Source organism: Dactylosporangium sp. NPDC049140 (assembly GCF_040648435.1).
Window position 1 is genome coordinate 35,460 of the sequence record NZ_JBEZDS010000006.1, and the last position, 23,167, is coordinate 58,626.

The 23,167-nt window shown below is 72.5% G+C and carries 22 protein-coding genes and 1 pseudogene; 12 read left to right on the top strand and 11 right to left on the bottom strand.

The genetic code is table 11. From position 1 onward, the window contains the following. Positions 1-9: 9 nt before the first annotated feature. Positions 10-966 (bottom strand): helix-turn-helix domain-containing protein, encoded by a 957-nt coding sequence (locus AB0B76_RS12350; protein WP_360373752.1) that lies wholly within the window; start codon positions 964-966, stop codon positions 10-12. Positions 967-1,037: 71 nt separating this feature from the next. Here AB0B76_RS12350 and AB0B76_RS12355 point away from each other — a divergent pair, with 71 nt between their 5' ends. Further along, on the top strand, positions 1,038-1,772 hold the full coding sequence (locus tag AB0B76_RS12355; protein ID WP_360373755.1) for an MBL fold metallo-hydrolase: 735 nt from the start codon (positions 1,038-1,040) through the stop codon (positions 1,770-1,772). On the opposite strand, the gene AB0B76_RS12360 is transcribed toward AB0B76_RS12355, so the two are convergent. Both AB0B76_RS12360 and AB0B76_RS12365 read right to left on the bottom strand, forming a co-directional pair. After that, the gene (locus AB0B76_RS12360) at positions 1,740-2,609 is read right to left on the bottom strand and encodes a type 1 glutamine amidotransferase (protein ID WP_360373758.1); all 870 of its coding nucleotides are present in this window, start codon (positions 2,607-2,609) and stop codon (positions 1,740-1,742) included. The two genes, AB0B76_RS12355 and AB0B76_RS12360, sit on opposite strands and share 33 nt — an antisense overlap. Before the next feature lie 101 nt (positions 2,610-2,710). Continuing rightward, positions 2,711-3,307: a TetR/AcrR family transcriptional regulator gene (locus AB0B76_RS12365; RefSeq protein ID WP_360373761.1), complete on the bottom strand. Its 597-nt coding sequence runs from the start codon at positions 3,305-3,307 to the stop codon at positions 2,711-2,713. Between the two features lie 188 nt (positions 3,308-3,495). On the opposite strand from AB0B76_RS12365, the pseudogene AB0B76_RS12370 reads away from it, so the two are divergent. Both AB0B76_RS12370 and AB0B76_RS12375 read left to right on the top strand, forming a co-directional pair. Continuing rightward, a pseudogene (locus tag AB0B76_RS12370) lies at positions 3,496-3,804 on the top strand (class I SAM-dependent methyltransferase); the annotation flags it as partial. 179 nt (positions 3,805-3,983) lie between these two features. Beyond that, positions 3,984-4,481 (top strand): DinB family protein, encoded by a 498-nt coding sequence (locus AB0B76_RS12375; RefSeq protein ID WP_360373764.1) that lies wholly within the window; start codon positions 3,984-3,986, stop codon positions 4,479-4,481. 161 nt (positions 4,482-4,642) lie between these two features. Here AB0B76_RS12375 and AB0B76_RS12380 read toward each other — a convergent pair whose 3' ends face one another. From AB0B76_RS12380 to AB0B76_RS12395, 4 genes are all read right to left on the bottom strand, one after another. Then, positions 4,643-5,395 (bottom strand): SDR family oxidoreductase, encoded by a 753-nt coding sequence (locus AB0B76_RS12380; RefSeq protein ID WP_360373767.1) that lies wholly within the window; start codon positions 5,393-5,395, stop codon positions 4,643-4,645. Positions 5,396-5,424: 29 nt separating this feature from the next. Then, the gene (locus AB0B76_RS12385; RefSeq protein WP_360373770.1) at positions 5,425-6,759 is read right to left on the bottom strand and encodes a condensation domain-containing protein; all 1,335 of its coding nucleotides are present in this window, start codon (positions 6,757-6,759) and stop codon (positions 5,425-5,427) included. Between the two features lie 339 nt (positions 6,760-7,098). Continuing rightward, the gene (locus AB0B76_RS12390) at positions 7,099-7,305 is read right to left on the bottom strand and encodes a DUF397 domain-containing protein (RefSeq protein ID WP_360374331.1); all 207 of its coding nucleotides are present in this window, start codon (positions 7,303-7,305) and stop codon (positions 7,099-7,101) included. Between the two features lie 44 nt (positions 7,306-7,349). Further along, a complete protein-coding gene (locus tag AB0B76_RS12395) occupies positions 7,350-8,240 on the bottom strand; it encodes a helix-turn-helix transcriptional regulator (protein WP_360373773.1) in 891 nt (296 codons plus the stop codon). A 157-nt stretch (positions 8,241-8,397) separates the two neighbouring features. Between AB0B76_RS12395 and AB0B76_RS12400 the strand changes: the two genes are divergently transcribed. From AB0B76_RS12400 to AB0B76_RS12410, 3 genes are read left to right on the top strand one after another with little or no spacing between them, the layout of a single operon-like run. Further along, positions 8,398-9,036 (top strand): GPP34 family phosphoprotein, encoded by a 639-nt coding sequence (locus AB0B76_RS12400; protein WP_360373776.1) that lies wholly within the window; start codon positions 8,398-8,400, stop codon positions 9,034-9,036. Between the two features lie 34 nt (positions 9,037-9,070). After that, complete coding sequence (locus AB0B76_RS12405; RefSeq protein WP_360373779.1) at positions 9,071-10,597, top strand: APC family permease; 1,527 nt, start codon at positions 9,071-9,073, stop codon at positions 10,595-10,597. Positions 10,598-10,635: 38 nt separating this feature from the next. After that, positions 10,636-11,250 carry a GNAT family N-acetyltransferase gene (locus tag AB0B76_RS12410; RefSeq protein WP_360373782.1) on the top strand — a complete coding sequence of 205 codons (615 nt, stop codon included), beginning with the start codon at positions 10,636-10,638 and terminating at the stop codon, positions 11,248-11,250. A 1-nt stretch (position 11,251) separates the two neighbouring features. On the opposite strand, the gene AB0B76_RS12415 is transcribed toward AB0B76_RS12410, so the two are convergent. Next, positions 11,252-11,800, bottom strand: coding sequence for a hypothetical protein (locus AB0B76_RS12415; protein ID WP_360373785.1), 549 nt, complete (start codon positions 11,798-11,800; stop codon positions 11,252-11,254). A 161-nt stretch (positions 11,801-11,961) separates the two neighbouring features. Here AB0B76_RS12415 and AB0B76_RS12420 point away from each other — a divergent pair, with 161 nt between their 5' ends. The 3 genes from AB0B76_RS12420 to AB0B76_RS12430 all read left to right on the top strand — a co-directional run bounded on the left by AB0B76_RS12420 (position 11,962) and on the right by AB0B76_RS12430 (position 17,272). Then, positions 11,962-13,101 (top strand): type III PLP-dependent enzyme, encoded by a 1,140-nt coding sequence (locus AB0B76_RS12420; protein ID WP_360373788.1) that lies wholly within the window; start codon positions 11,962-11,964, stop codon positions 13,099-13,101. Between the two features lie 48 nt (positions 13,102-13,149). Further along, positions 13,150-15,555 (top strand): penicillin acylase family protein, encoded by a 2,406-nt coding sequence (locus AB0B76_RS12425; RefSeq protein WP_360373791.1) that lies wholly within the window; start codon positions 13,150-13,152, stop codon positions 15,553-15,555. Between the two features lie 319 nt (positions 15,556-15,874). Next, on the top strand, positions 15,875-17,272 hold the full coding sequence (locus tag AB0B76_RS12430; RefSeq protein WP_360373794.1) for an EAL domain-containing protein: 1,398 nt from the start codon (positions 15,875-15,877) through the stop codon (positions 17,270-17,272). A gap of 36 nt (positions 17,273-17,308) precedes the next feature. Here AB0B76_RS12430 and otsB read toward each other — a convergent pair whose 3' ends face one another. Further along, positions 17,309-18,136, bottom strand: coding sequence for a trehalose-phosphatase (gene otsB, locus AB0B76_RS12435; RefSeq protein WP_360373797.1), 828 nt, complete (start codon positions 18,134-18,136; stop codon positions 17,309-17,311). A 54-nt stretch (positions 18,137-18,190) separates the two neighbouring features. Here otsB and AB0B76_RS12440 point away from each other — a divergent pair, with 54 nt between their 5' ends. Further along, positions 18,191-18,823: an SAM-dependent methyltransferase gene (locus AB0B76_RS12440; RefSeq protein ID WP_360373800.1), complete on the top strand. Its 633-nt coding sequence runs from the start codon at positions 18,191-18,193 to the stop codon at positions 18,821-18,823. Here the strand turns inward: AB0B76_RS12440 and AB0B76_RS12445 are convergent. Continuing rightward, entirely contained in the window at positions 18,795-19,673 is an 879-nt protein-coding gene (locus AB0B76_RS12445; RefSeq protein ID WP_360373803.1) for a diacylglycerol kinase family protein, read from the bottom strand. The two genes, AB0B76_RS12440 and AB0B76_RS12445, sit on opposite strands and share 29 nt — an antisense overlap. Positions 19,674-19,738: 65 nt before the next feature. On the opposite strand from AB0B76_RS12445, the gene AB0B76_RS12450 reads away from it, so the two are divergent. Continuing rightward, positions 19,739-20,548 carry an SAM-dependent methyltransferase gene (locus tag AB0B76_RS12450; RefSeq protein ID WP_360373806.1) on the top strand — a complete coding sequence of 270 codons (810 nt, stop codon included), beginning with the start codon at positions 19,739-19,741 and terminating at the stop codon, positions 20,546-20,548. A gap of 122 nt (positions 20,549-20,670) precedes the next feature. Next, positions 20,671-22,656, top strand: a complete 1,986-nt coding sequence (locus AB0B76_RS12455) for a DUF262 domain-containing protein (protein WP_360373809.1) — start codon at positions 20,671-20,673, stop codon at positions 22,654-22,656. Between the two features lie 76 nt (positions 22,657-22,732). On the opposite strand, the gene AB0B76_RS12460 is transcribed toward AB0B76_RS12455, so the two are convergent. Continuing rightward, positions 22,733-23,167: a hypothetical protein gene (locus AB0B76_RS12460; protein WP_360373812.1), complete on the bottom strand. Its 435-nt coding sequence runs from the start codon at positions 23,165-23,167 to the stop codon at positions 22,733-22,735.

Here is a 23,167-nt window from a genome sequence, read left to right on the forward strand (position 1 = left end):
ATGCCCCTTTCAGGTGGTGCGGAAGCTGTCGCGGTACACCTGCGGCGGCACACCCACGACGCGGCGGAAGTGCGGGCGCAGCGCGACACCGTCGGCGAAGCCGCTCGCCCGGGCCACGGCGTCGACCGGGGCGCCGGTGGTGGAGAGCAGGTGCTGGGCGCGCAGGACGCGCTGGGTGAGCAGCCACTGCAGCGGCGAGCAGCCGGTCGCCTCCCGGAAGCGGCGGTCGAACGTGCGCCGGCTCAGGTGCGCCGCGCCGGCCAGCGCGCCCACGTCCAGCCCCGGGTCGCCGAGCCGGTCGAGGGCGAGCCGCATGGCCTCGGTGACGGGGTCGCCGGCGGGCACGAGCGGCACCGGGTGCTCGACGAACTGGGCCTGGCCGCCGGCGCGCTGCGGCGCCACGACGAGCGCGCGGGCCACCCGGTTGGCCAGGTCCGGGCCGTGGTCGCGGCGCAGCAGGTGCAGGCAGGCGTCGAGCCCGGCGGCGCTGCCGGCGCTGGTCACGACGTGCCCCTCGTCGACGTAGAGAGCGTCGGCGACGACGTCCACGCCCGGGAACCGGCCGGCGAACGCGGCCAGGTGCCGCCAGTGCGTCGTGGCCCGGCGCCCGTCGAGCAGCCCGGCCTCGGCCAGCACGAACGCGCCCAGGCACAGCCCGACGACGGTCGCCCCGCCGGCGTGCGCGCGGCGCAGCACGTCGAGCACCTCCGGCCCGACCGGCGCGCCGCCGGGGACCCGCCAGCCGGGCACGACGACGACGCCCGCGGTGTCGAGCGCCGCGAGCGGGTCCGGCGGCGTGATCGCGATGCCCGCGGTCGTGACCAGCGGCCCAGGCCGCTCCCCGGCGGCGCGCACCGTGAACCCGGGGCACGCCCCGAACACCCGCGGCGCGACGGCGACCTCGAGCATGGGCGCGCCGTCGCCGACGAGGACCCCGATCGTGGTGGCGGTGCGGCCGGACGGCATGGCTTGAATCTATCGGACGACGTCCTTCCGGCCACTCCCGCCCGCGCCCGGGCCGAGCGAGGCTGGACGGCATGGACATCGAGCGCTTCGGCGGCCCGACCGTGCGGTTCGAGTACGGCGGCCTGATCTTCGTCACCGACCCGACCTTCGACGACCCGGGCGAGTACCCCATCGGCGCCCGCGTCCTCGTCAAGCTCACCCCGCCGCTCGCCCCGCCCCCGGACCGCGCCGACGTCGTCCTGCTCTCGCACGACCAGCACCCGGACAACCTCGACCGCGCCGGGCGCGCCTTCCTGGCGCGGGCGACGCACGTGCTCACCACCCCGGTCGCGGCCGCGCGCCTCGGCGCCGGGGCGCGCGGGCTGGAGCCGTGGGCGAGCGCCGACGTGGGCGGGGTGAGCGTGACCGCGGTGCCGGCCCAGCACGGCCCCGACGGCACCGAGCACCTGACCGGCCCGGTCACGGGTTTCGTGCTCACCGCGCCGGCGAGCCCGGGCGTGTACGTCAGCGGCGACAACGCCTCGCTCGACGTCGTGCGCGCCGTCGCGGAGCGGTTCCCCGGACTCGGGGTGGCGGTGCTCTTCGGCGGGGCGGCCCGGACCCCGCTGCTGGGCGAGGCCAACCTGACCCTCGACGCCGCCGGGCTGGTCGCGGCGGCGGACATCCTCGGGGTGGGCGAGGTGCACGCAGTACACGTGGACGGCTGGGCGCACTTCACCGAGGGCCCCGCCGAGGTCCGCGCGGCGTTCGCGGCCGCCGGTCGCCCCGACCCGCTAGGCGTACAGCGCGGCGGCCACCGGGGGTGACAGGGTCGGGGCCACGTAGTAGCGCAGCCAGTTGTCCAGCAGGGTCCGCATGCGTGCGCGGATGTCGCGGTCGGCGCAGTCCAGGGACTCCAGGAACGCGGCGTAGTCGGCCTCCGACGGGCCCAGGTGGCCCTCGGCGATGAGCTGCTTGCGGCGCACCCGGGCCAGGGCGGCCGCGATGCCCGAGGTCATCTCCGGGTGGACCTGCAGGGTCCGGGCCGTCGTGCCGATGGCCAGGGCCTCGTTGCGGTACACGCCGTAGGCCAGCTCGGCGACGGAGCCGAACTCGCTCGAGGCGGGGACGTCGTAGACCGCGTCCACGTGCGAGGTGAAGACGTCGAAGGCGTCGGGCAGGCCGCGGAACAGCGGGTCGAGGCGGCCCGCGGGCGTCAGGGTCAGCGTCTCGATGCCGAAGCGGCGGCCCTGGTGGCCGGTCTTCGAGATCGCCCCGGCGACCTCGGCCTTGGCCTGGTGGGACCAGCAGATGTGCAGCTCCGGCACGCCCTTGCGCTGGGCCGCGGCCAGGAACTCCTTCACCCGCCGGATCCACGGCAGCTCCTCGTAGGAGGAGTGCCCGGAGCCGCCGCCGATGATGGCGTGGGCCTCGATCGTGTCGGGCAGCGCCTCGCCGTCGGCGACGTTCACGCAGTGGATCTGGTCGGCGTCCAGGCGGGTGACCTCGGCGATCCAGTCGCGGTACGGCGTGAGCCCCATCTCCCGTACCGGCGCCTGCTCCTGCGTGTTCAGGAAGAGCAGGCGGCACCGCTGGCGGACGTGCAGCGGGCGCCGGGCGCCGCCGACTCGGGCGGCGCGGTGGTCGATGGCTGGGGCCGTCATGGCTGGGCATCGCTCCCGGGAAGACGATCGGCTGGACCTGGCCGATTGTGGAGCATAGCGCGACGGCCGCGCGTCGGTTCTCACAAGTATCCGATAACGGCTCACCCCCGGGCGAGGCCCGGCGCGAGGCCCGGCGCTCCGACCGCGCCGCCGATGCCCGGGGCGGCGAGGCGCTGGTACATCAGGGCCATACGCCGCGGCGCCTCGCGGAAGCCGCCGTCGACCCACCACACGAGCAGCCCCAGCGCCGCCCCGGTCGCGAACTCGACCACGGCGTCGACCGGCAGGTCGCTGCGCGCGGCCGCCATGTGCGGGGCCAGGTGCTCGCGCAGCAGCGCGGCGACGAGCTCGTGCAGCCGGCGCCGGAACGCGGGGCCGCCGCGGCGGCCGAAGAGCGCGGTGTAGACGGCCTGCTCGCGGTACGCGTGCTGGAACAGGGCCAGGACGGGCCGGCCGGGCTCGGGCGGCACCCCCGGCGCCATCGCCGCGAGATCGGCGCGCAACTGCGCCGCCATCTCCTCGAAGCCGGCCATGAGGAGCGCGTCCTTGTCCCGGAAGTGCGCGTAGAAGGTGGAGCGGCCCACGTCGGCGCGGTCGAGCACGTCCTGCACGGTCGTGCGCTCGTACCCCTGCTCGACGATCAGCTCCATGAGCGCCTCGCCCAGGATCCGCCGCGTCCGCCGCACCCGCCGATCCATCGCGCGCCCCTTTCCGCACGGTTCCGCCGGTGTGTTCGGTACCGGACGCCCCCGAAGGCAGCGTAACCGAACATGGTGTTCGGAATCTTTCGGCAGAGGGAGTCGTGACGGACCTGCATCAGCGGATGTTCGGGCTGGCCGGGCACGCGCGGGCGTACCACCGGATCACCAGGCCGTTCTTCGGCCGCATGTACACGCGGATCGCCGCCGACGTCGCCGCGGCCGGGCTGCCCGAGGGCGCGCGGGTCCTCGACGCCGGCACCGGGCCGGGGCGGGTGCCGCTCGCCCTCGCGCGGGCCGTGCCCGGGCTGCGCATCGACGGCGTCGACCTGTCGCCGGAGATGGTCGCCGAGGCGCGCCGGGCCGCGGCCGCGGCGGGGGCCTCGCGGGTGACGTTCACCGTCGCCGACGTGGCCGCGCTGCCGTTCATGGACGACACGTTCGACCTGATCGTGTCGTCCATGAGCCTGCACCACTGGGCCGACCCGGCGGCCGGCGTGCACGAGCTGCGGCGGGTGCTGCGGCCGGGCGGCCGGATGTGGATCTACGACGCGCGGGTCGCGCTGCGGCGGGGCGAGGTGCCGGGGGTGCCGTCGCGCCGGGAGGCCGTGCGCACCGGACGGCTGCCGATCCGGCTCGTGGGGCGACTGGTTTATCAGGGGGGTACCGTCAGGCCGTGGATCAATGCGATGAGTGCGGGTTCGCCTATGACAGCGTCGCGGCCGACGGGGTGCCCGGGCGCCTCGGCGGGCTCGCCGACCGCTACGCCGCCGCGCTGGCCGGGGTCCCCGACGTCCGGCGGCGGCCCGCGCCGGACGTGTGGTCGGCGCTGGAGTACACCTGCCACCTCCGCGACGTGCTGCGCGTCCAGCGGGAGCGGCTCGACCTGGCCCTGCACGCCGACGCCCCCGAGTTCGCGCCGATGGGGCGCGACGAGCTCGCGGTGACGGCGGCGTACAACAGCCAGGACCCGGCCGCCGTGCTCGCCGCCCTCGCCGCCGCCGCCGACGTGCTCGCCACCGCGTTCGCCGCGCTGGGCCCGGTCGAGCTCGACCGCGTCGGCCTCTACCCGTGGCCGCAGCCGACCCCGCGCACCCTGCTGTGGCTGGGCCGGCACACCGTCCACGAGGGCGAGCACCACCTCATGGACATCCACCGGGCCGGCCCCCGCTAGGGGCTGTATCGAAGTGGATGGCCGGGCTGCGGCGGACTCAGACGCCGGCTGGAACCACGCCGGTCACACCCCGATACAACCCCGGTATCGGGGCGCGCCCGGCGCGGCCCCAGCCGACGCCTGAGCCTCGCCTCGCTCCGACCCCCACTTCGATACAGCCCCTAGCTGGTGAACATGCCGGTCGCGTTGATCCACGTGCCGGTCAGGCCGCGGGCGGCCGGGGAGGCCAGGAACACGATGGTCTCGGCGATGTCGGCCAGCCGCGGCGAGCGGCGCAGCATGCGTAGGCCGTCGAGGCTCGCGTGGATGCCCTGCAGCGCGTTGTCGTCGATGCCCGCGTTGACGGTCTGCAGCTTCTCGATCGTCAGGGTCTCGAGGATGCCGGCGACCCAGATGCCCAGCACGCGCACGCCCTGGGGCCCCAGCTCCAGCGCGAGGTTGCGCACGAGCGTGTCGAGCGCCGCGTCGGCCGGGCCGGTGCTGCCCATCATCGGGCTGTTGTGCGCCGAGCCGCTGTCCAGCGCGAGGATGAGCCCCTCGCCCTGCCCGGCCATCCGGCGCGCGGCGGCCCGGGCCGTGACGAGGTTGGTCGCCAGGCCGTTGGCGACGGCCCGGGTGAGGTCCTCGACGCTCATGTCGATGATCGGGATGCCCTGCACGTCGCCGCGCGGGACCAGGTTCAGCGACACGTCGATGCGCCCGACGCTCGCCGCGTGGGCCTCGACCGCCGCCTCGTCGTAGGCGTCGAGCACCGCGGTCTCGGCCTTGCCGCCCTGCTCGCGGATGCGGGCGGCGAGCGCGTCGAGGGTCTCGGCGGTACGCCCGCACAGATGGACGGTCGCGCCGGACCTCGCGAAGGCCTCCGCCACCGCCGTGCCGATGCCGCCCGCCGCTCCGTAAATGATGGTGTTCATGCGGGTCTAACGCCGGGCCGCTCGCGAACTCATCGGTGCGCGGCGGAAATTTCTCCGAGGGCGAGCGCCTGGGTCACGACCAGGTCCTCGATGCCGTAGAGGAAGCTCGCCATGTCGGGCCGGGGGAGCACCGCGGCGTCGGCGGTCATCGCCAGCTCGAGGCTGCCCGGGGCGTCCTGCGCGTCGAGGGCGAAGGTCGTGTTGCGCCGCGGGGCGTGCTCGACCGGCCAGGTGAGGGTGGTGCGTTCGCGGGCGGCGGCCAGCGGCTCGTCGGCCGGCTTGCCGAAGCCGAGGATCGGCATGAGCCCGCGGGTGTCGTTGACGAAGCAGGAGTGGTCGCCGGCGGCCTGCAGCCCGGCGATGTCCCGGTCGAGGGCGAGCTTGTCGTAGTACGCGTGCCGCTGGGCCGACAGCGCGGCGCCGAACGTGCGCCGGACCAGGGCCGCGAAGTCCTCGGCCGGGCCGGGCAGCAGCAGGAGGCCCTCCTGGGCGATGGTGTTCACCGCGCCCGCCATGCCCGGGAGGAAGCGGTTGTTGACCACGACCTGGAACACGGCGTCGGGGGCGCCGCCGAGCCGGGCGGACGCGGCCGCCGCCGCGGCGAGCAGCACCGCGCCGGGGTTGACGGCCAGCCCGGCCGCGACCCGGTCGAGCGCCAGCGCGAGGGCGGGGGAGTTGAGCACGGCGTTGGGGAACGCGGCCGCGGCGGGGCGCCCGGCCCGGGCCGGGAACTGGCTCGCCGGGCCGCGGGTGAGCTTGTCCAGCCAGGAGCGGCGGGCGGCGGCGTCGCGCCGGCGGCCCTTCTCCGACGTCTGGAACGCCGCCTCCTCGAGGGGCTGCGTCCGCTCGCCGGCGTCCGGGGCCCGGCCGGCGGCGAGGGCGGCCGCGTCGGCGAGCAGGTTGCGCAGGCCCCAGCCGTCGGCGGCGGTGTGCGACAGCGACAGGATGAGGTACGCCGCGCGCCCGTCCACGGTCACGACCCCGGCCCGCACCGGCAGCTCCCGCTCGGCGTCGAACGGCAGCGCCTGCAGGTCGTGGTAGAAGGCGTACGCGGTCGCGGTGACGCCGTCGGGCTCGCCGGCCCGCACGTGCAGCGGGATCGCCCCGCCGGCGTGCACGACCTGCTCGAGGGCGGCGTCGCGGCGCAGCGTGGTGCGCAGCGAGTCGTGCCGCAGCAGCAGCGCCCGGACGAGGTCGGCGAGCCCGGCCAGGGGCAGCGGCGGGTCCAGCGGCAGCCCGCCGCCGACGTTGTACCGCGCCGCGTCGTCGCCGAGCCGGCTCACGACGTCCCAGATCGCGCTCTGTCCCCAGGTGGCCGCGCCGGTGCCGGCCCGGCCGCCGGCGAAGGCGAGCTGATCCTCCACGCCGTGCAGTCTCACGGATCTATGGATGCTTGTCGACGCCCGCCCGGCCCTCATATACCGGCCGCCGACCCATGCGAGACGCACGATAACGCCGGTTACACCCGTGAGCGACCGACTACGCGGGGTTGGGTAGAAATCGCAGATGCTGCGAAACGGCGTGCTGGGCATCCGCCGAGATGAGCAATAGCATCGATGCATCGATTGCTGAGGACCGATGCATTACGCATCGGCCCCCCGCAACGCGCCGTCAGGCGTTCTCGGTTCGAAGAGGGCACGGCGACGTGCCCTTGCACAACTCAGTGACGGTGTTCACAGCACCGGCACTGATTCAGCACGTCGTTAGTGGGCGGAATCGAAGCGACCAAGCTTCGTGCCGTCCACGAACGACTCCCAATCCACGGGCGTAAATTGCAAAACGGGCCCCGTGGGATTCTTGCTGTCCCGAACGCCGATTTCTCGGCCGGCGACCGCGACCTCCACGCAATTGGCGCCGCCGTTGCCGTTGCTACGGCTGCTTTTGCGCCATTTGGCATCTTGAAAATTCATAGCCATGCATCGCACACCTCCTTTCCGGGCGGACTCCTCCGCCGTCAGAGGTCGTCGAGCAGGCCTTGGATCATGCCGGTCGACTCCTCCGGCGTGAGTGCTCTGGTGCTGAGGCGCTCGAACTCGACCCGATAACGCTTGACCTCTGCAGGCTGCTCCTCGTAGTAGTCCCCGGCAAGCCCTTCGAGGTACACGACATCCAGGTGGGCGACGTCAGGGAACTCCAGCAGTGCGACCGAACCGCCGAGGAACGCATGTTCGCCCGCCGCGTACGGCAGCACCTGCAGGGTGACATTGGGCAGCGCGTTGGCCTCGATGAGGCGGCGCCACTGCGCGGCCATGACCTCCGGGCCGCCGATCATCCGGCGCACCACGGCCTCGTCCACGATCGCCCACAGGGTCAGCGGCGAGGGGCCCGAAAGCCGCCGCTGCCTGGTCTTTCGCAGCTCTACGCGGCGGTCGTTGGCGGCCTGCGGATCATGGCTGCGGCCGGTGCCGATGAGCGCGCGCATGTACTGCTCGCTCTGCAGCAGCCCGGGCAGCACGATAGGCTCCCAGACCTTCGCGGACGAGGCATCGGCCTCCATGCCCACGAAGTTCCCCGGGCGCATGACGTCCTTGTAGTCGGTCCACCAGCCCCGCTGGCGGGCCAGCCGGGCCAGGGTCATGAGGGCGTCGCGGTAGGCGCTGTCGGCCACGCCGTACAGCGTCAGCAGGTCGTTGACGTCCCGCGGGGTCACCGGCACCCGCGCGTTCTCGATGCGGGTGACCTTGGCCGAGTGCCACTCGAACTGCCGGGACACCGCCTCCTGGGTGAAGCCCGCCTCCTCCCGGCACTTCTTCAGCTCGGCGGCCAGGCGACGGCGGCGCAGCGTGGGCCCCTCGTCGGCGGCCACCGGTACCTCCTCGGGTGTTCTGGTGGTGTCCGTTTTCACGCTGGTGATCCTATGCAATTTTGCGTTCGTCCATACTCCGAGTCTAGTACTCGTTGCACTACGCGCAGTGCTTGGTACATGATGCTGGGGACGTCGAGGATGAACCTCTATTCATTCATGATCTCCTTTTGCCTAGTGCCGAGGAGCGTGATTTGCCGTGCTTGCCAACAGCTACTACCTCATTGCCCACGACGATCGGACCGGCCGTTCCCGGCTGCACCCAAGGGCGACCGGCCTCGGCCTCGCGGCGGGGCTGCTCGGCGAGCTCATGCTCTTCGGCCGGCTGCGCGCGATGACCGGCGACCTGTACGTCGTCAGCCACGAACCGCCGGGTGACTCGCTCTGCCATACGCTGCTCGACCTGCTCGTCGCCCAGCCGCAGCACAAGGAGATCCGCACCTGGCTGGCGTACCTCTCCCAGGACGCCGCCGACCAGGTCGGTGAACGGTTGCTGCGGGCGGGCGTGGTCGAGCCGGTGACCAAGCGGAAGCTGCTCGGCGCCCAGACCCTCTACATGCCGGTCAGCCCTGACCAGCGCAACGCCGCGGCGTGGGAGTCCATCCGCCTCGCCGAGGCACTGGGCCGGCGCCGGTCGATGAACCTCTCCGACCGCGTACTCGTGGCATTGGTCGTGGCGACCGGTCTCACGCGGTACGTGTTCTTCAGCCCCCAGCAGCAGCGCGACTGCATGCAGGCGATGCCGGGGATCCTCAGTTCGCTCCCGGACGACCTCGTCCAGCTCGTGCAGTACACCGAGGCCGCGGTGGGCTCAGCCCTCGCTGCCGGCCGCCGGTGACGTCAGCCAGCCGGCTCAAGGAGAGACGAAGACTATGGCGCGTACGACCCTGACCGGGCCCGACATCGTCGCGCGCGGGCTGGCCAACAACCGGCTCGGCGTGCCGTCGGTGGTGTTCTTCGGCGTCGCCGGCGCCGCACCGCTGACGGTGATCCTCGGCTCGATCTCGACGATCTACGCCGTCGTCGGCAACACCGCCGTCCCCCTGGTGTACTTCGTGGCCGCCCTCATCCTGTCCCTGTTCACCGTCGGCTTCGTGGCCATGAGCCGGCACATCGTCAACTCCGGGGCCTTCTACAGCTACATCAGCCACGGGCTGGGCCGCATGATCGGGGTCGCGGCGGCGTTCATCGCCCTGCCCGCGTACGCCGCCATGCAGATCGGCCTGCTGGGCCTGTTCGGCGTCGTCGCCTCCAGCATCCTCGCGGCCAGCGGGGTGCAGGCGAGCTGGTTCGTCTGCTCGCTGGTGGGCTGGTTCCTCGTGGCGATCCTGGGCGTGCTCTGGGTCGACCTCAGCGGCAAGGTGCTCGCGGTGCTGCTCACCGTCGAGATCGCGATCGTGCTCATCTACGACTTCGTGATGCTGGCCCATCCGCACGGCGGCAAGGTCGACTTCGGCCCGCTCAACCCCCAGCAGCTGGCGACCCCCGAGGTGGTGGCGATGCTGGTGCTCGCGATCGCGGGCTTCGTCGGCTTCGAGGCCACCGTCGTGCTCTCCGAGGAGGCCAAGGACCCGAAGAAGACCATCGGGCGGGCCACCCACTGGGCCGTGTTCCTTCCCGGCGTGCTCTGCGGCGTCTCCGCGTTCGCGATGTCGACAAACGCCGGCGACATCGTGGGCGCCGCGCGGCAGGACACCACGAACCTGGTGTTCAACCTGGTGGCGCCGTACGTGCCGGAGGCGTTGGTCAACGCCGGCTACATCCTGTTCCTCACCAGCGTGTTCGCGGCGATGCTGGCCTTCCACACCTCTGTGACCCGCTACCAGTTCGCCCTCGGCCGCGAGCGCGTGCTCCCGCGGATCTACGGGTCCGCGCACCCCCGCACCGGCGCCCCGATCGCCGGCTCGCTCACCCAGAGCGTCCTCGCGCTGGGCGTCCTCATCGTGTACTTCGTGACGCACACCGATCCGCTCGTGCACCTGTTCGCGTGGATGACCGTCGCCGGCGGCCTCGGCGTGCTGATCCTCATGTGGGCCACGTCGGCCGCGGTGGTCGGCTTCTTCGTGCGCGACCGGCGCCGGGAGAACGTCTGGCGGGCCCGCCTCGCGCCGCTGCTCGCGTTCCTGCTGCTGACCTTCGTGCTGCTGGCCACCGTGATCGGCCTGGGCGATCTGCTGCAGGTGTCCGACGACTCGCCGTTCAACTGGCTGTTCTCCACCATCTACGCACTCTGCGCCCTCTTCGGCCTCGGCTGGGCCGCGATCATGCGCGGCTCGCGGCCGGACGCCTACGCCGGGATCGGCCGTGGCACCGAGGGTTTCGTGGCGGCGGAAAGCGTCTTCGGTCGGCCCACGAGGCCGCACCGGGTCACCGCCGATGTCGCGCATCACGCGGCCTGACCACTGTCCACTGTGGCTACTTGGAAGGGATGCTGCACATGACGCACGCCATTCAGGACGTGGTCGTCCGCGACATCGACCCGGTGAGCCCCGACGAGGTCACCGAGGTGCTCGTCGCGGCGATGAGCGACGGCGCGGTCGCGCGCTGGCTGATGCCCGATGACTCCCTGCGGCGCGAGTCCAGCCCCGAGTACTTCGCGATCTTCGCCGAGCACGCACTGCGCCACGGCGAGGTGTACGCCAGCGTCGACCCGATCGACGGCAAGCTGTCGGGGGTCGCGCTGTGGTTCCCGCTGACCCGTGCGATCCCGCCGCCGGTCGACTACGACAGCCGGCTCAAGGAGGTCACGGGCCCGGCGTTCGACCGCATCTGCGAGCTCGACGCGGCCCTCGAGGCCGAGCACCCGATCGGGCCGCACCACTACCTGGCGTTCATCGCGGTGCGGCCCGACCGGCAGAACCTCGGCATCGGCAGCGCGCTGCTGGCCCGGCACCACGCCCGGCTGGACCGCGCCGGCCTCCCCGCATACCTGGAGGCCAACGATCCCAGAAACCGTGAGTTGTACCTGCGGCACGGCTACGAAGGCCGTCCGCCGGTCCTGCTGCCGGACGGGCCGCCCGTGTGGCCGATGTGGAGGGAACCGCTGCTGTAGTTCAGGCGGCCGAGGGGAACTCGTAGAGCCAGTACTGCTGTTCGTCCATCTTCTGGGCCTTCACGTCGCCGGAAAGGCGGTGGAGCATCAGGCGCACGACGCGGGACATGTGACGAACCTCGTCGGTGCGCTGACAGAAGTCGAGTGCGATGAGACCGTTCTGCGCCGCTGCGGTCAGGTACATCGCGGTGACCAGTTCGCCGAAGGCCGTGGCCGCCCGGGCATCGCCCTGGGTGGCCACGTAGCCGCAGTACCAGATCCGCTGCTCGCGGTAGTGCTCCGGCCAGCGGTGCTCGAAGTAAGGCGGCGAGATGAGCGGGACCGCGTCGAGGTGGTTGGTGTAGATCGACATTCCCCGCACCGTGTCGTCGTCGTCGAGACACAGGTACTTGTCGACCCTCGGGTCGTCCATCACGTCGTCGAACTCGTGGCGGTACATCAGGTGGCGCTGGACGGCCAGCGCGTTGAGCTCGGCGAATGCCTCCGAGTAGAGTTTCCAGGCCTCTTCTCGCAGCTCGCCCTGCACCAGATCGACAATCTTGACGTTCATGTCGAGCTTCTCCGATCGCCGTCGGCTGGGCACGTCGTTGGCCCCGTTACCTGGATTTCGATCAACATTTTTCGATCGATGGTGTATTGAGAGTAGTCCAAGAGTCACGTTGTGCAATATGGTGCTCTCAATCCGTCGCCATCTGCGATCCGGGAGGGTCCATGGACCGCCTCGACGCCTTCCCGCCCGCCCCTGAACTCGTGATCGACCTCGACCGGGTGGCCTCCGCCTACCGCGGGCTCGCCGCCGCGCTGCCGGGCGTGGCCGTGCACTATGCGATGAAGTGCAATCCCCACCCGGAGATCCTGGCGCTGCTGCACGCCCTCGGGAGCCGCTTCGAGATCGCCTCCGCGACCGAGCTCGACGCGCTCGTCGGCATCGGCGCCGACCCCGGGCTGGTGCTGTCCAGCAACCCGGTCAAGCCGCTGGCGCACGTCGCCCGCCAGCACGCGGCCGGCGTCTGGCGCTTCGCCTTCGACTCCGAGGACGAGCTGGACAAGCTCGCGGTCGCCGCGCCCGGGGCCGCCGTCGTGGTGCGCCTGGCCGCGCACCAGATCCGCAGCGGCGTGCCGAGCGAGGGCAAGTTCGGCGTCGACGTCGACCAGGCCGTGTCCCTCATGCTCGCCGCGCGCGAGCGCGGGCTGCGCCCGTACGGGGCGGCCTTCCACGTCGGCTCCCAGATGCTGCTGCCGCACGCGTGGCGGGCGCCGCTGCGGGCCGTGGGGTACGTGATGTACAAATTGGCTGCCGAAGATGTCTTCTTGCAAATGGTGAACCTCGGCGGCGGATTTCCCGCTCGATACACCGGAAAGACGCCACCGCTGGGCGACTACGGCGCGACGATCGGCGCCGGCCTGGCCGAGCTGCCGTATCCCGTGGCGGCCGTCTGCGAGCCCGGGCGGGCGCTCGTGGCGGAGGCCGGGCGGCTGCGCACGACGGTGATCGGCACCGCGACCCGGGGCGGCCGGCGCTGGGCCCACCTCGACGTCGGCGCGTTCAACGGGCTCATGGAGAGCCTTGAAACCGGCAACCAGCTGCGGTTTCCCGTCTCCGACTCGCGGGGCAGCGCGCGGCGGGACCGGTTCCACCTCACAGGGCCGACGTGCGACAGCCAGGACACGATCATGTTCGACGTCGAGCTGTCCGCGGATCTGCGCGCCGGCGACCAGGTGTACCTCGGCGGTACCGGAGCATACACCACTGTCTATGCATCAAGATTCAACGGGTTCGATGCGCCCGAGATCCGTTGTGTGACTGGTGTGGCCATTGAAACCAGTGATGACGCTGCGTACTGTGGATGATGCGCTCAGTTTCCCTGTGATCTTTCCCGCCGTCTCCACGGAGGAAATGTGTCCGGAACCCGCCGGGTCGTCATCGCGCTCGCCGCCGCGGCTCTGTTATCCCCAGCCGTCGTCCTCGCCTCGGCCGGGCCGGCCGCCGCGGCCGCCGATGCGGTCGCCGCCGGCGGGTATGCCGCCGTCATCAAGCGCACCTCCTACGGGGTGCCGCACATCACCGCCGCCAACCTCGGCTCCGTCGCCTTCGGGCAGGCGTGGGCCTACGCCGAGGACCGCTTCTGCGACCTCGCCGACCAGGTCGTCAAGGTGCGCAGCGAGCGCTCCCGCTACTTCGGCCCGGGCGAGGGCGACGCCAACCTCGCCACCGACTTCGCCTACGCCTCGCTCGGCGTCGTCGAGCGGGCCCAGGCCCAGGTGGCCACGCTCACCGCCGACGAGCGCGACATGGTCAACGGGTACGTGCGCGGGTACAACGCCTTCCTGGCCAGCAAGGGCGCCGCCCATGTGCCCGGCTGGTGCGCGGGGCAGCCGTGGGTCAAGCCCATCACCGCCGTGGACCTGCTCGCGTACGACCGCGACATCGCCCTGCTCGCCAGCGGCGGCGCGCTGCTGTTCCCGATCGCGGCGGCCACGCCGCCGTCGACCGCCGCGCTCGCCGTGTCCAAGCAGCAGGTGCGCGACGGGGTCGACCAGCTGACCGGGCAGAGCAAGTCGCTGTCCAGCAACGGCTGGGCGCTGGGCGCGGACAAGTCGCAGACCGGCAAGGGCATGCTCATCGGCAACCCGCACTTCCCGTGGGAGGGCGAGCTGCGCTTCTGGGAGTCGCAGCTGACGGTGTCGGGCAACGTCAACGTGTACGGCGCGAGCCTCGGGGGCCTGCCGGGCGTGCAGATCGGGTTCACCGACAAGGTCGCGTGGACGCACACGATCGCGGCCGGGGCGCGGTACACCTTCTACTCGGTGAACCTGGTGCCGGGGCAGCCGACGGCGTACACCGTGGACGGCGTCCCCGAGTCGATGACCGGCAAGTCCGTGACCGTCAAGGTGAAGCAGGCCGACGGCTCGCTGCAGAACGTGACGCGCACGATGTGGTCGACGCGCTACGGGCCGGTGCTGGACCTCTCCGCGATCGACCCGTCGCTGGGCTGGAACGAGTTCTCCGCGATCACCTACCGCGACGCGAACATCGACAACGACCGGCTCATCCGCACGTGGCTGAGCATGGCCCGGGCGACCGACGTGTCGGGCCTGCGCACCGCGATCGCCCAGAACCAGGGCATCCCGTGGGTCAACACGATCGCCACCGACTCGTCGGGCAACGCCTTCTACACCGACTCCTCGCCGACGCCGAACCTCTCGCCGGCCGCGATCGCCGAGTGGTCGGGCAACCCGCTCAACCTGCTCGACGGCAGCAACAGCGCCAACTCCTGGGTCGTCGCGCCGGGCGCCCGCTCGCCGGGCCTCGTGCCCTTCGCCCAGCAGCCCCAGCTGACCCGCCGCGACTACGTGCTGAACTCCAACGACAGCCACTGGGTGCCGAGCGCCAACCAGTTCCTGACCGGCTTCACGCCGCTGCAGGGCCCGGAGGGCACGCCGCTGACCGTCCGCACGCGGCAGAACTTCAAGCTCGTCAACAGCCAGGCCAAGTTCGACCTCGCCGGCCTCGGCACCACCATCCTGTCCGGCGACTCCTACACGGCCTCGCAGGTGGCGGCCTACGCCGTGACCGCCTGCCAGGCCCGCGGCCACACGCCCGTGGTCGTGGACGGCACCGCGGTCGACGTCAGCGCGGGCTGCGCCGTGCTGGCCGGGTGGGACAAGCTGTTCGAGCTCTCCAGCCGCGGCGCCGTGCTCTGGCGCGAGACCGTCGGCGCCGTCGTGGCGGCCAACCCGGGCGCCCTCGACGAGGCCGGGCCGCTCTTCGGCGTCCCGTTCAACCCCGCGGACCCGACCCGGACCCCGCGCGGCGCGCCGGCCTCGCCCGACGGGCTGCTGGCCGGACTGGCCCGCGGCATGCAGCGGATGCGCGCGGTCGGGCTGGCGCTCAACGTGCCGATGTCGCAGGTGCAGTACACCATCAAGAACGGCCAGAAGATCCCCGTGCCGGGCTCCACGGAGAACGTCGGGATCGCGAACATGGCGCAGTACCAGCCGGCGCCGGGCTCGTCGCTGGAGCCGTTCATGGACCCGGGAACGTTCGTCCCGGGCAGCGACCTGACCAACAAGGGATACGTGGTCAACTACGGGACGAGCTTCCTGCTCACGCTGGCCTACACGAGCAGCGGCCCGTCGGCCAAGTGCATCCTGACCTTCGGCGAGTCCGGCGACCACACGTCGTCGCACTACACGGACCAGACGTCTCTGTACTCGCAGAAGCGCCTCCGCGACTGCTCGTACTCGACCACGGCCATCAACGCCGACACCCAGTCGGTCGAGGTGATCGCCGCAACGGCCTGACGAGCACCCCAACCGCACGGCGGCCGGGCCCGGCTTCGGGCCCGGCCGCCGCGGCGTGATGGCATTCGATGGCTCGGCGTGACCGCGGGCTGGTTGCGGACTCGATCACATGGCCCCCGGGGCTGACCTGCGTGGCTGGTTTGCTGGGAGGCAAGGGATTAGGGTGGGTGGGGGAGCGGGGCACATGGCGGTGTCGAGCCGGGAGGTTGGCATGCAGGCCCAAGACCGGCCGAGCGTTCCTCCCGTCGCTACCGGAACCTCACCCTCCGTGTCCATGCCGGCACCCAAGCCGCTGCGACAGTCCTTGTTCCGGTCACGGATGAGCCGCACGCTCGCGTCCCGCAACGTGCTGCGCGGCCGGGTCGGCCCCGTGCCGAGCCTCGGGCCCGAGGACGACACCGTGGAGGTCACCCCGCTGGGCATGCTGGAGACGCCGGCCATCACGCGCGCGTCCGTGCTGCAGCTGGCGGGCCTGCCGAGCGCGGTGCGGGGCGCGGCCGACACCGACACCAGGCGGTCCGGATGGACCATCGAGCGGGTGCTGGCCGAGCGGGCCGTGGAGCCGTTGTTCCAGCCCATCGTCGAGCTCGCGCGGCTGCGGCCGGTCGGGGTCGAGGCGCTCGCCCGCGGGCCCGTCGGCAGCGGCCTCTGGCGGGCCCGGGACCTCTTCGCCGCGGCCGTGGCCGCCGGGCGGCTCGCCGAGCTCGACACGCTCTGCGCGGAGCGGGCGCTCGAGACCGTGCGCGCCGCCGAGGCGCCGCCCGCGCTCGTGTTCGTCAACGCCGAGCCGGCCGTGGTCGACCAGCCGCTGTCGCCGCGGCTGCGGGAGCTGATGAGCGACGCGCCGTTCCGGATGGTGCTCGAGTACACCGAGCGCGCGCTCTCCGCCCACCCCGCCGCCCTCCTGCAGCTCGCCGCGGCCGTCCAGGCCCACGGGCACTGCCTCGCGCTCGACGACGTCGGGGCCGACCCGATGTCGCTCGCGTTCCTGCCGCTGCTCGAGCCCGAGGTCGTCAAGCTCGACCTGCAGCTCCTGCGCGCGCCGCACGCGGCCCGGACCGTCGAGGTGGTGGCCGCGGTGAACGCGGTCGCGGAGCGGACCGGGGCGCTCATCGTGGCCGAGGGCATCGAGACCCCCGCCGACCTCGCCAACGCCCGTGCGCTCGGCGCGCACTGGGGGCAGGGGCTCCTCTTCGGCGGACCCGCCACGCTGGCCGTGCGTGAGTCGATCGGGGCCCACGAGGCCTGCGGGGCTCAGGCGTTACGGGCGTCGCGGCCGGGGGTACACCTCCCCGCCGGAACGCCCTTCGAGGCGGCCGCCGCCCGGGGGAAGGCCCGTTCGGCCACGCCCGGGCTCTTCGGGGCCCATCTCGAGCACGTGCTGCGGCGGGCCGGGCACGAGGCCGTGGTGCTGGCCACGTGCACCGACGCGTTCACGGCGCGGTCGTGGCTGCCGTCGCTGACCGGGCTCGCCGAGCGGGCCGCGTTCGTGGGGATGGTCGCGCCGCTGCACCCGGCCGCCGTCGGGCCCGGGGTGCGGTTCGCACAGCGGGGCGGGGCCGAGGTGGAGGAGTGCGCGCTGGTCGTCGTCGCGCCCCGGTACACCGCGGCGGTCTGCGGACGGGGATCCCACGCGGCGATGGAGTTCGCGCACACGGAAGACACGGCGCTCGTCGCCGAGATGGCGCGGATCATCCTGCAGCAGCTGCCGCGCTGAGGTTTCCTACTTCAGGCGCTCGCTCAGGCCGTCACTTCACTTGAGGCGCTCGTTCAGGCCCTCTACGAATTCGAGCACGCCCGGCGGCCCGTCGAGGATCAGGTCGGCGCGCTCGGCCAGGCGCTGCACCTCGTCGGAGCCGCTGCACACCTTGAGGCCGGGGACGCCCGCCTCGCGCAGCCGCTCGACCGCGTCGAAGGCGGCCAGGTCGCCGAGGTCGTCGCCGAAGTACGCCACCGCCCGCGCCCCGTGGCCCGTCACGATCGTCTCCAGCGCGTGGCCCTTGTCGATGCCGGGCGGGCGCAGCTCCAGCACCATCCGGCCCGGCTCCACGGTCAGCCCGTGCCGCGCGGCGACCTCCGCCAGGGGCTCGCGCAGGGCCGCGAACGCCTCCTGCGGCGCGGCCGCCCGGCGGGTGTGCACCGCCACCGACATCGCCTTGTCCTCGATCGACACCCCGTCGTAGCCGGCCGCGTCGAGCAGGCCCGGCAGCTCCGCACGCGCGGCGGCGACCCCGGCCGGGACCGGCTCCGAGACGACCGAGCGGGTGGCCCAGTCCCAGCGCTGCATGCCGTACACCCCGAAGATCGAGAAGTGTTCGAGCGCCGCCAGTTCGCCGAGATCGCCGAGGCGCAGCACGTCGGCGACGGGCCGGCCGGTGATGATCGAGACCGAGCCGACCAGTTCGGCGAGGCGCCCGAGGGCGGCCACGACGCCCGTATACGGCCGGGAGAGGCCCGGGTCGGCGACGATCGGCGAGAGCACGCCGTCGAAGTCGAACGCCAGCGACGCCTCGTGCGGCCGGGCCAGGATCGCGGCGAGCCCGGCGGCGCCGGCCTCCGAATCGGGGGTCCTCAGCACCATGCTTGCAGGCTACCGGACTCGCCGGTCCGGACACGGCCGGGCCAAGATGCTGAGATGAAGAACTGGGTGGAGTGGCATGACGCGTACGACATGCCCGGATCGGCGCTCGCGGTGCGGCTCGAGATCGTCGTCGGGCACGTCGCCGACGCCGTGACGAGCCGGGCGCCGGGGGCCGTGCGGCTGGTCAGCATGTGCGCGGGGCAGGGCCGCGACGTGGCCGGGGCGCTCGACGGGCACCCGCGGCGCGGGGATGTGACCGGGCGGCTCGTCGAGCTCGACCCCGCCAACGCCGCCGTCGCGCGCCGCCTCGTCGCCGGTACGGCGCTGCAGGTGCTCGAGGGTGATGCTGGGCACAGCGGGGCGTACGAGGGGGCCGTCCCCGCCGACGTGGTGCTCGCCTGCGGCGTGTTCGGCAACGTCACGGACGAGGACATCCGCGGGACGATCGCGGCCCTGCCGGAGCTGTGCGCGGACGGCGCGCGGGTGGTCTGGACCCGGCACCGCCGGGCGCCCGACGTGACCGTCGACATCCGGCGGTGGTTCGCCGAGGCCGGGTTCCGCGAGCTCGCCTTCGACACGCCGGACGGCCTGGAGATCGGGGTCGGGGTGCACGAGCTCGCCGTCCCGCCGCGGCCCTGGTCCGGCGGGCGGCGCCTGTTCACGTTCGTGTGGGTACCGCGATCGTGACGGCGGAGGGCACCGCCTCGGCCTCGAGGCGCTTGACCCTCTTCCGCGCGCCGCCGTCCAGCTCCAGCAGCACCGGCTCGGCGAACTCGGCGTACACCTTCCGGGCATGGCCCATTTTGACGAACCGCGAGCGGTCCGTGCGGCCCGTCGCCATGGTGCCGATCGTGCGGGCCCACTGCAGCGCCCCGCGCGCGGTGGTCACGCCCACCTCGAGCCGGCCGTCGAACGGGCTCGCGTCGTCGAAGGCCTTGATGCCGCCCGAGATCGTGCCGATGTTGCCCATCAGCAGGCAGGTCGAGGGCCCCTCGAACCAGGGCTCGTCGTCGAGGTGGACGATCGTGTGCACCGGCTCGTCGCGCACGTGGCGCAGCGCGGTGCGCACGTAGGCCAGGCGGCCGGCCCGGCGCTTGAGGCCGCGGTCGGCGTCCTCGATCAGCGACGCGTCGAAGCCGGCCCCGGCCATCACCGCGAAGTGCTCGCCGTCGATCTTTCCGAGGTCGTACCGCCGCCGCTCGCCGTGCAGCCCGACGTCCACGGCCGCCTCGATGTCGCGGGGGATCTTCAGCGCCGAGGCGAAGAGGTTCGCGGTGCCGGCCGGGATGATGGCCACGGTGACGCCGGTGCCCGCCACGGTGTCCACGCAGCGCTGGACCATGCCGTCGCCGCCCCAGACGAAGAGCACGTCCGCGCCCTCCTTCAGGGCCTTGCGGACCTGCTTGGGGGCCTTCTTGCTCTTCGGTACCCCGTGCCAGCCGACCTTGCCGGCCCCCGCCCGGTCCAGGACGCGCCGCAGCTCGTCCAGGCCGCCGCCCAGCGTCTTCTTCCGGTGTGCCACCACCGCAACCTTCACGGCGCGACCGTACCCATCGGCGGCGTTGACCAACCGCGCCGATCGCTCGCTACGATGGTGCACTGATGGACATCACGGAGCAGGGCCACGCGCGCATCGACACGACCGTTGCGCACCCGGCCCGGCGGTACAACTACTGGCTGGGCGGCAAGGACCACTTCGCCGCCGACCGGGCCTCCGGCGACGCGATCGCCGCCGCCATGCCCGGCGTCAAGCTCATGGCGGTGGAGAACCGCGCGTTCATGGGCCGGGCCGTGCGGTACCTCGCCGAGCAGGGCATCCGCCAGTTTCTCGACGTCGGCACGGGCATCCCCGCGCCGAACAACACGCACGAGATCGCCCAGGCCGTCGACCCGGCCAGCCGCGTCGTGTACGTCGACAACGACCCGATCGTGCTCACCCACGCTCGGGCCCTGCTGACCAGCGCCCCCGGCGGCGCGAACGCGTACATCGACGCCGACCTGCGCGAGCCGGAGAAGATCCTGGAGCACCCGGACCTGGCCGCGACCCTGGACCTGAGCCAGCCCGTCGGCCTGCTGCTCGTCGCCGTCCTGCACTTCGTCCGCGAGGACGAACACCCGCAGGCGATCGTCGACCGGCTCACCGGCGCCCTGGCCCCGGGCAGCTACCTCGTCGCGTCCCACGCCACCTGGGAGTTCCTGCCCGAGGAGACCATCGCCGCGCTCACCGCCAACAACCCCGACGGGCGCTTCCAGCCCCGCTCGGGCGCGCGGTTCGCCGAGCTCCTGTCGGGCTTCGAGCTGGTCGAGCCGGGGATGACCTCGGTGGCGTACTGGCACGCCGACGACGTCGCGGGCCCGCGCCCGTCGGCGGAGGAGGTCGCCTGCCACGGCGCGGTGGCCCGCATCCGGTAGGGACCCCGAACGTAGCTCCCGGAATACAACGTCTTTCGGCCCGACATCCGTGCCGGACCATTCCTGCCGGCCCGCGCGACCGGGCGGTACCGTGGCCGCCCCGCCGCGGGAAGGATCGCCCCATGCATATCGACCGGGCGACGTTGCATGTCAGCGAGCTGATGCGGCAGATCACGCGGACCGAGATCCGGCTGCCGGAGCTGCAGCGCAGCTACGTCTGGCGCCCGACGCAGGTCGCCAAGCTCGTCGACTCGCTCTACCAGGGTTTCCCGTTCGGCTCCCTGCTGTTCTGGCAGTCCGACGAGGCCCCGGTGACGCGGTCGCTGGCCGTGACGGGGGCCGGGGAGCAGCCCGTCCAGCCGCCGCTGTACCTCCTCGACGGGCAGCAGCGGCTGACCTCGCTGCACCGGGTCTTCCACGACCACCCCGAGGCCCAGATCGTCTTCCACGTCGAGAAGGAGCGCTTCCAGAACCAGAGCGCGGCAACGCAGGCCGACCCGCAGTGGATCAAGGTGTACACGCTGCTGCAGCGCGGCGAGTCGATCATTTCGATGACCCGCCGGTTGAAGGACGCCGGCTGTCCCCTCGACGAGGTGCAGATCGAGGACCGTCTGAGCGCGGTCCGGTCACTGGGGGAGCGGACCTTCCACGTGGAGACGCTGCGCGAGTGCGGCTACCAGGAGGTCTCCGAGATCTTCGTCCGGGTCAACAGCGCCGGCCGCCACCTCAGCCGTGCCGACCTGGCCATGTCCACCCTCTCGGCCAAGTGGCCGGGCGTGCTGGACAAGTTCCAGAAGGAGGCGGCGCACTGGCGCCGGGCGGGCTACGGCGACCTCGACGTGGAGTTCCTGTCCCGCGCCTTCGCCGGCGTGCTGTTCGGCGGCGGCATGTCGTCGTGGTCGGTGAACGACCTGAGCCGCGTCGGCGAGGACGAGCTCGCGCGGGCCTGGGGGACGGTGGAGCGCGGCCTGCGGCATCTGGTGCCGTTGCTGAAGGCGAACCTCGGGCTCGCCCGGTCCGGACCGCTGCCCTCGCTCGTGGCGCTGATCCCGCTGATCGTGCTGCTCGGCGAGCGGCCCGACGGACCCATGGCGGCCCAGACCGCCGACGCGCTGCTCTACTGGCTGCTGATCGCGACCGTCCGGGCCCGGTACTCGACCTCGTCGGACACCAACCTGACCCGGGACATCCAGGCCGCGCGCAAGCCCGACCCGGCCCGGGAGCTGCTGCGCAACCTCGGCGTGCTGCAGGCCGTGCCCGCCATCACCGCGGAGTCACTGGCCGGCCGCTCGAAGGAGAGCCCGTACTTCTTCCTGAGCCTGCTCGTCGCCCAGCGCAACGGCGCCCGTGACTGGTGGTACGCGACCTCGATCATGCCGGGGGAGAGCGACGACTTCCAGCTGCAGTACCACCACGTCCACCCGGTCGCGACGCTCGACCGCTACGACAAGGGCGAGATCAACGACCTGGCCAACCTCGCCTTCATCTCCCGCAAGGCCAACCTGAAGATCAGCGACCGCTCGCCGGCCGACTACTTCCCCAGCGTGGAGGCGGCCACGCTGCGGGCGCACTTCATCCCGCTCGACGAGGACCTGCGCGCGGCCGCGGCGTTTCCCCGGTTCCTCGTGCAGCGCCGCCGGCTGCTGGCCGAGGCGATGACCGAGCTGCTCGCGTCGTTCCGCCCGGCCTGGCTCGACCGGACGCTGCCGAGCGGGCCGGCCGCGACGAGCGACGGCTACAAGCTCACGATGGTGCTGTACGGCAGCGCCTGGCTCCCCGGCCGCCTGCTGTTCCGCGCCTCCGGTGCGGACGTGGAGTGGACGGGCACGACCGAGATGGAGGACTTCGCGGCCGCGGTCGAGGCCGCCTGCACCGAGGGCCGCGACGGCGACGTGGAGATCAACGGCGAGTCCGTCCCCGTGCAGGTGCTCGAGGACGCGATCGAGGTACCGATCGGGCCGTTCCTCGTCTCGGGCACGGCGCAGGAGTGGACCGAGATCATCGAGCGGGAGCGGGCGTCCATGCGGTCGGTCGCCCACATGCCCGCCGTGGCGGAGAAGCCGTGGGCCGGCGAGCGGGTCGCACTGCCGGCCGGTAGCACCGACTAGGGTCTGTTCACAACTGGGGTGCGAGCGAGGCGGAATCTGGGCCCGCCGCAGCCCCGCCTCAGTTGTGAAACAGACCCTAACGGTCCCAGCTGCCGGAGAAGACGGACGCGGGGCGGTTGAGCAGGCCGGCCGTGCCCGCGGCGATGTTCTTGCGCAGCTGGGCCTTCGACTTGGCGCCCTTCGACGTGACCGGCGGGCCGATGCGATCGGCGAGCTCGCGCATCAGCGGGAGGGACAGGTCCTTGTCGCGGCCGATGAGGTACCGCTCGACGGCGTCCTCCTCGGTGAGCGCCTTGATGTCGGCGATTATCGCGTCGAGGTCGGCGGCCGGCTTCGCGGGCTTTCCGCGCGCGGGGGCGGACGGCGGCACGGCCGCGGTGCCGGCGGTGTCGCGGAACTCGACGTGGGCGCGGCCGTCGGCCAGGGCTTCCAGCTGCTCCTCGGTCAGGGTGCCGAGGAGCCGGCCGATCTCGTTTAGCGCGAGCGCGGCCAGCTTGGGGGATTGGGTCAC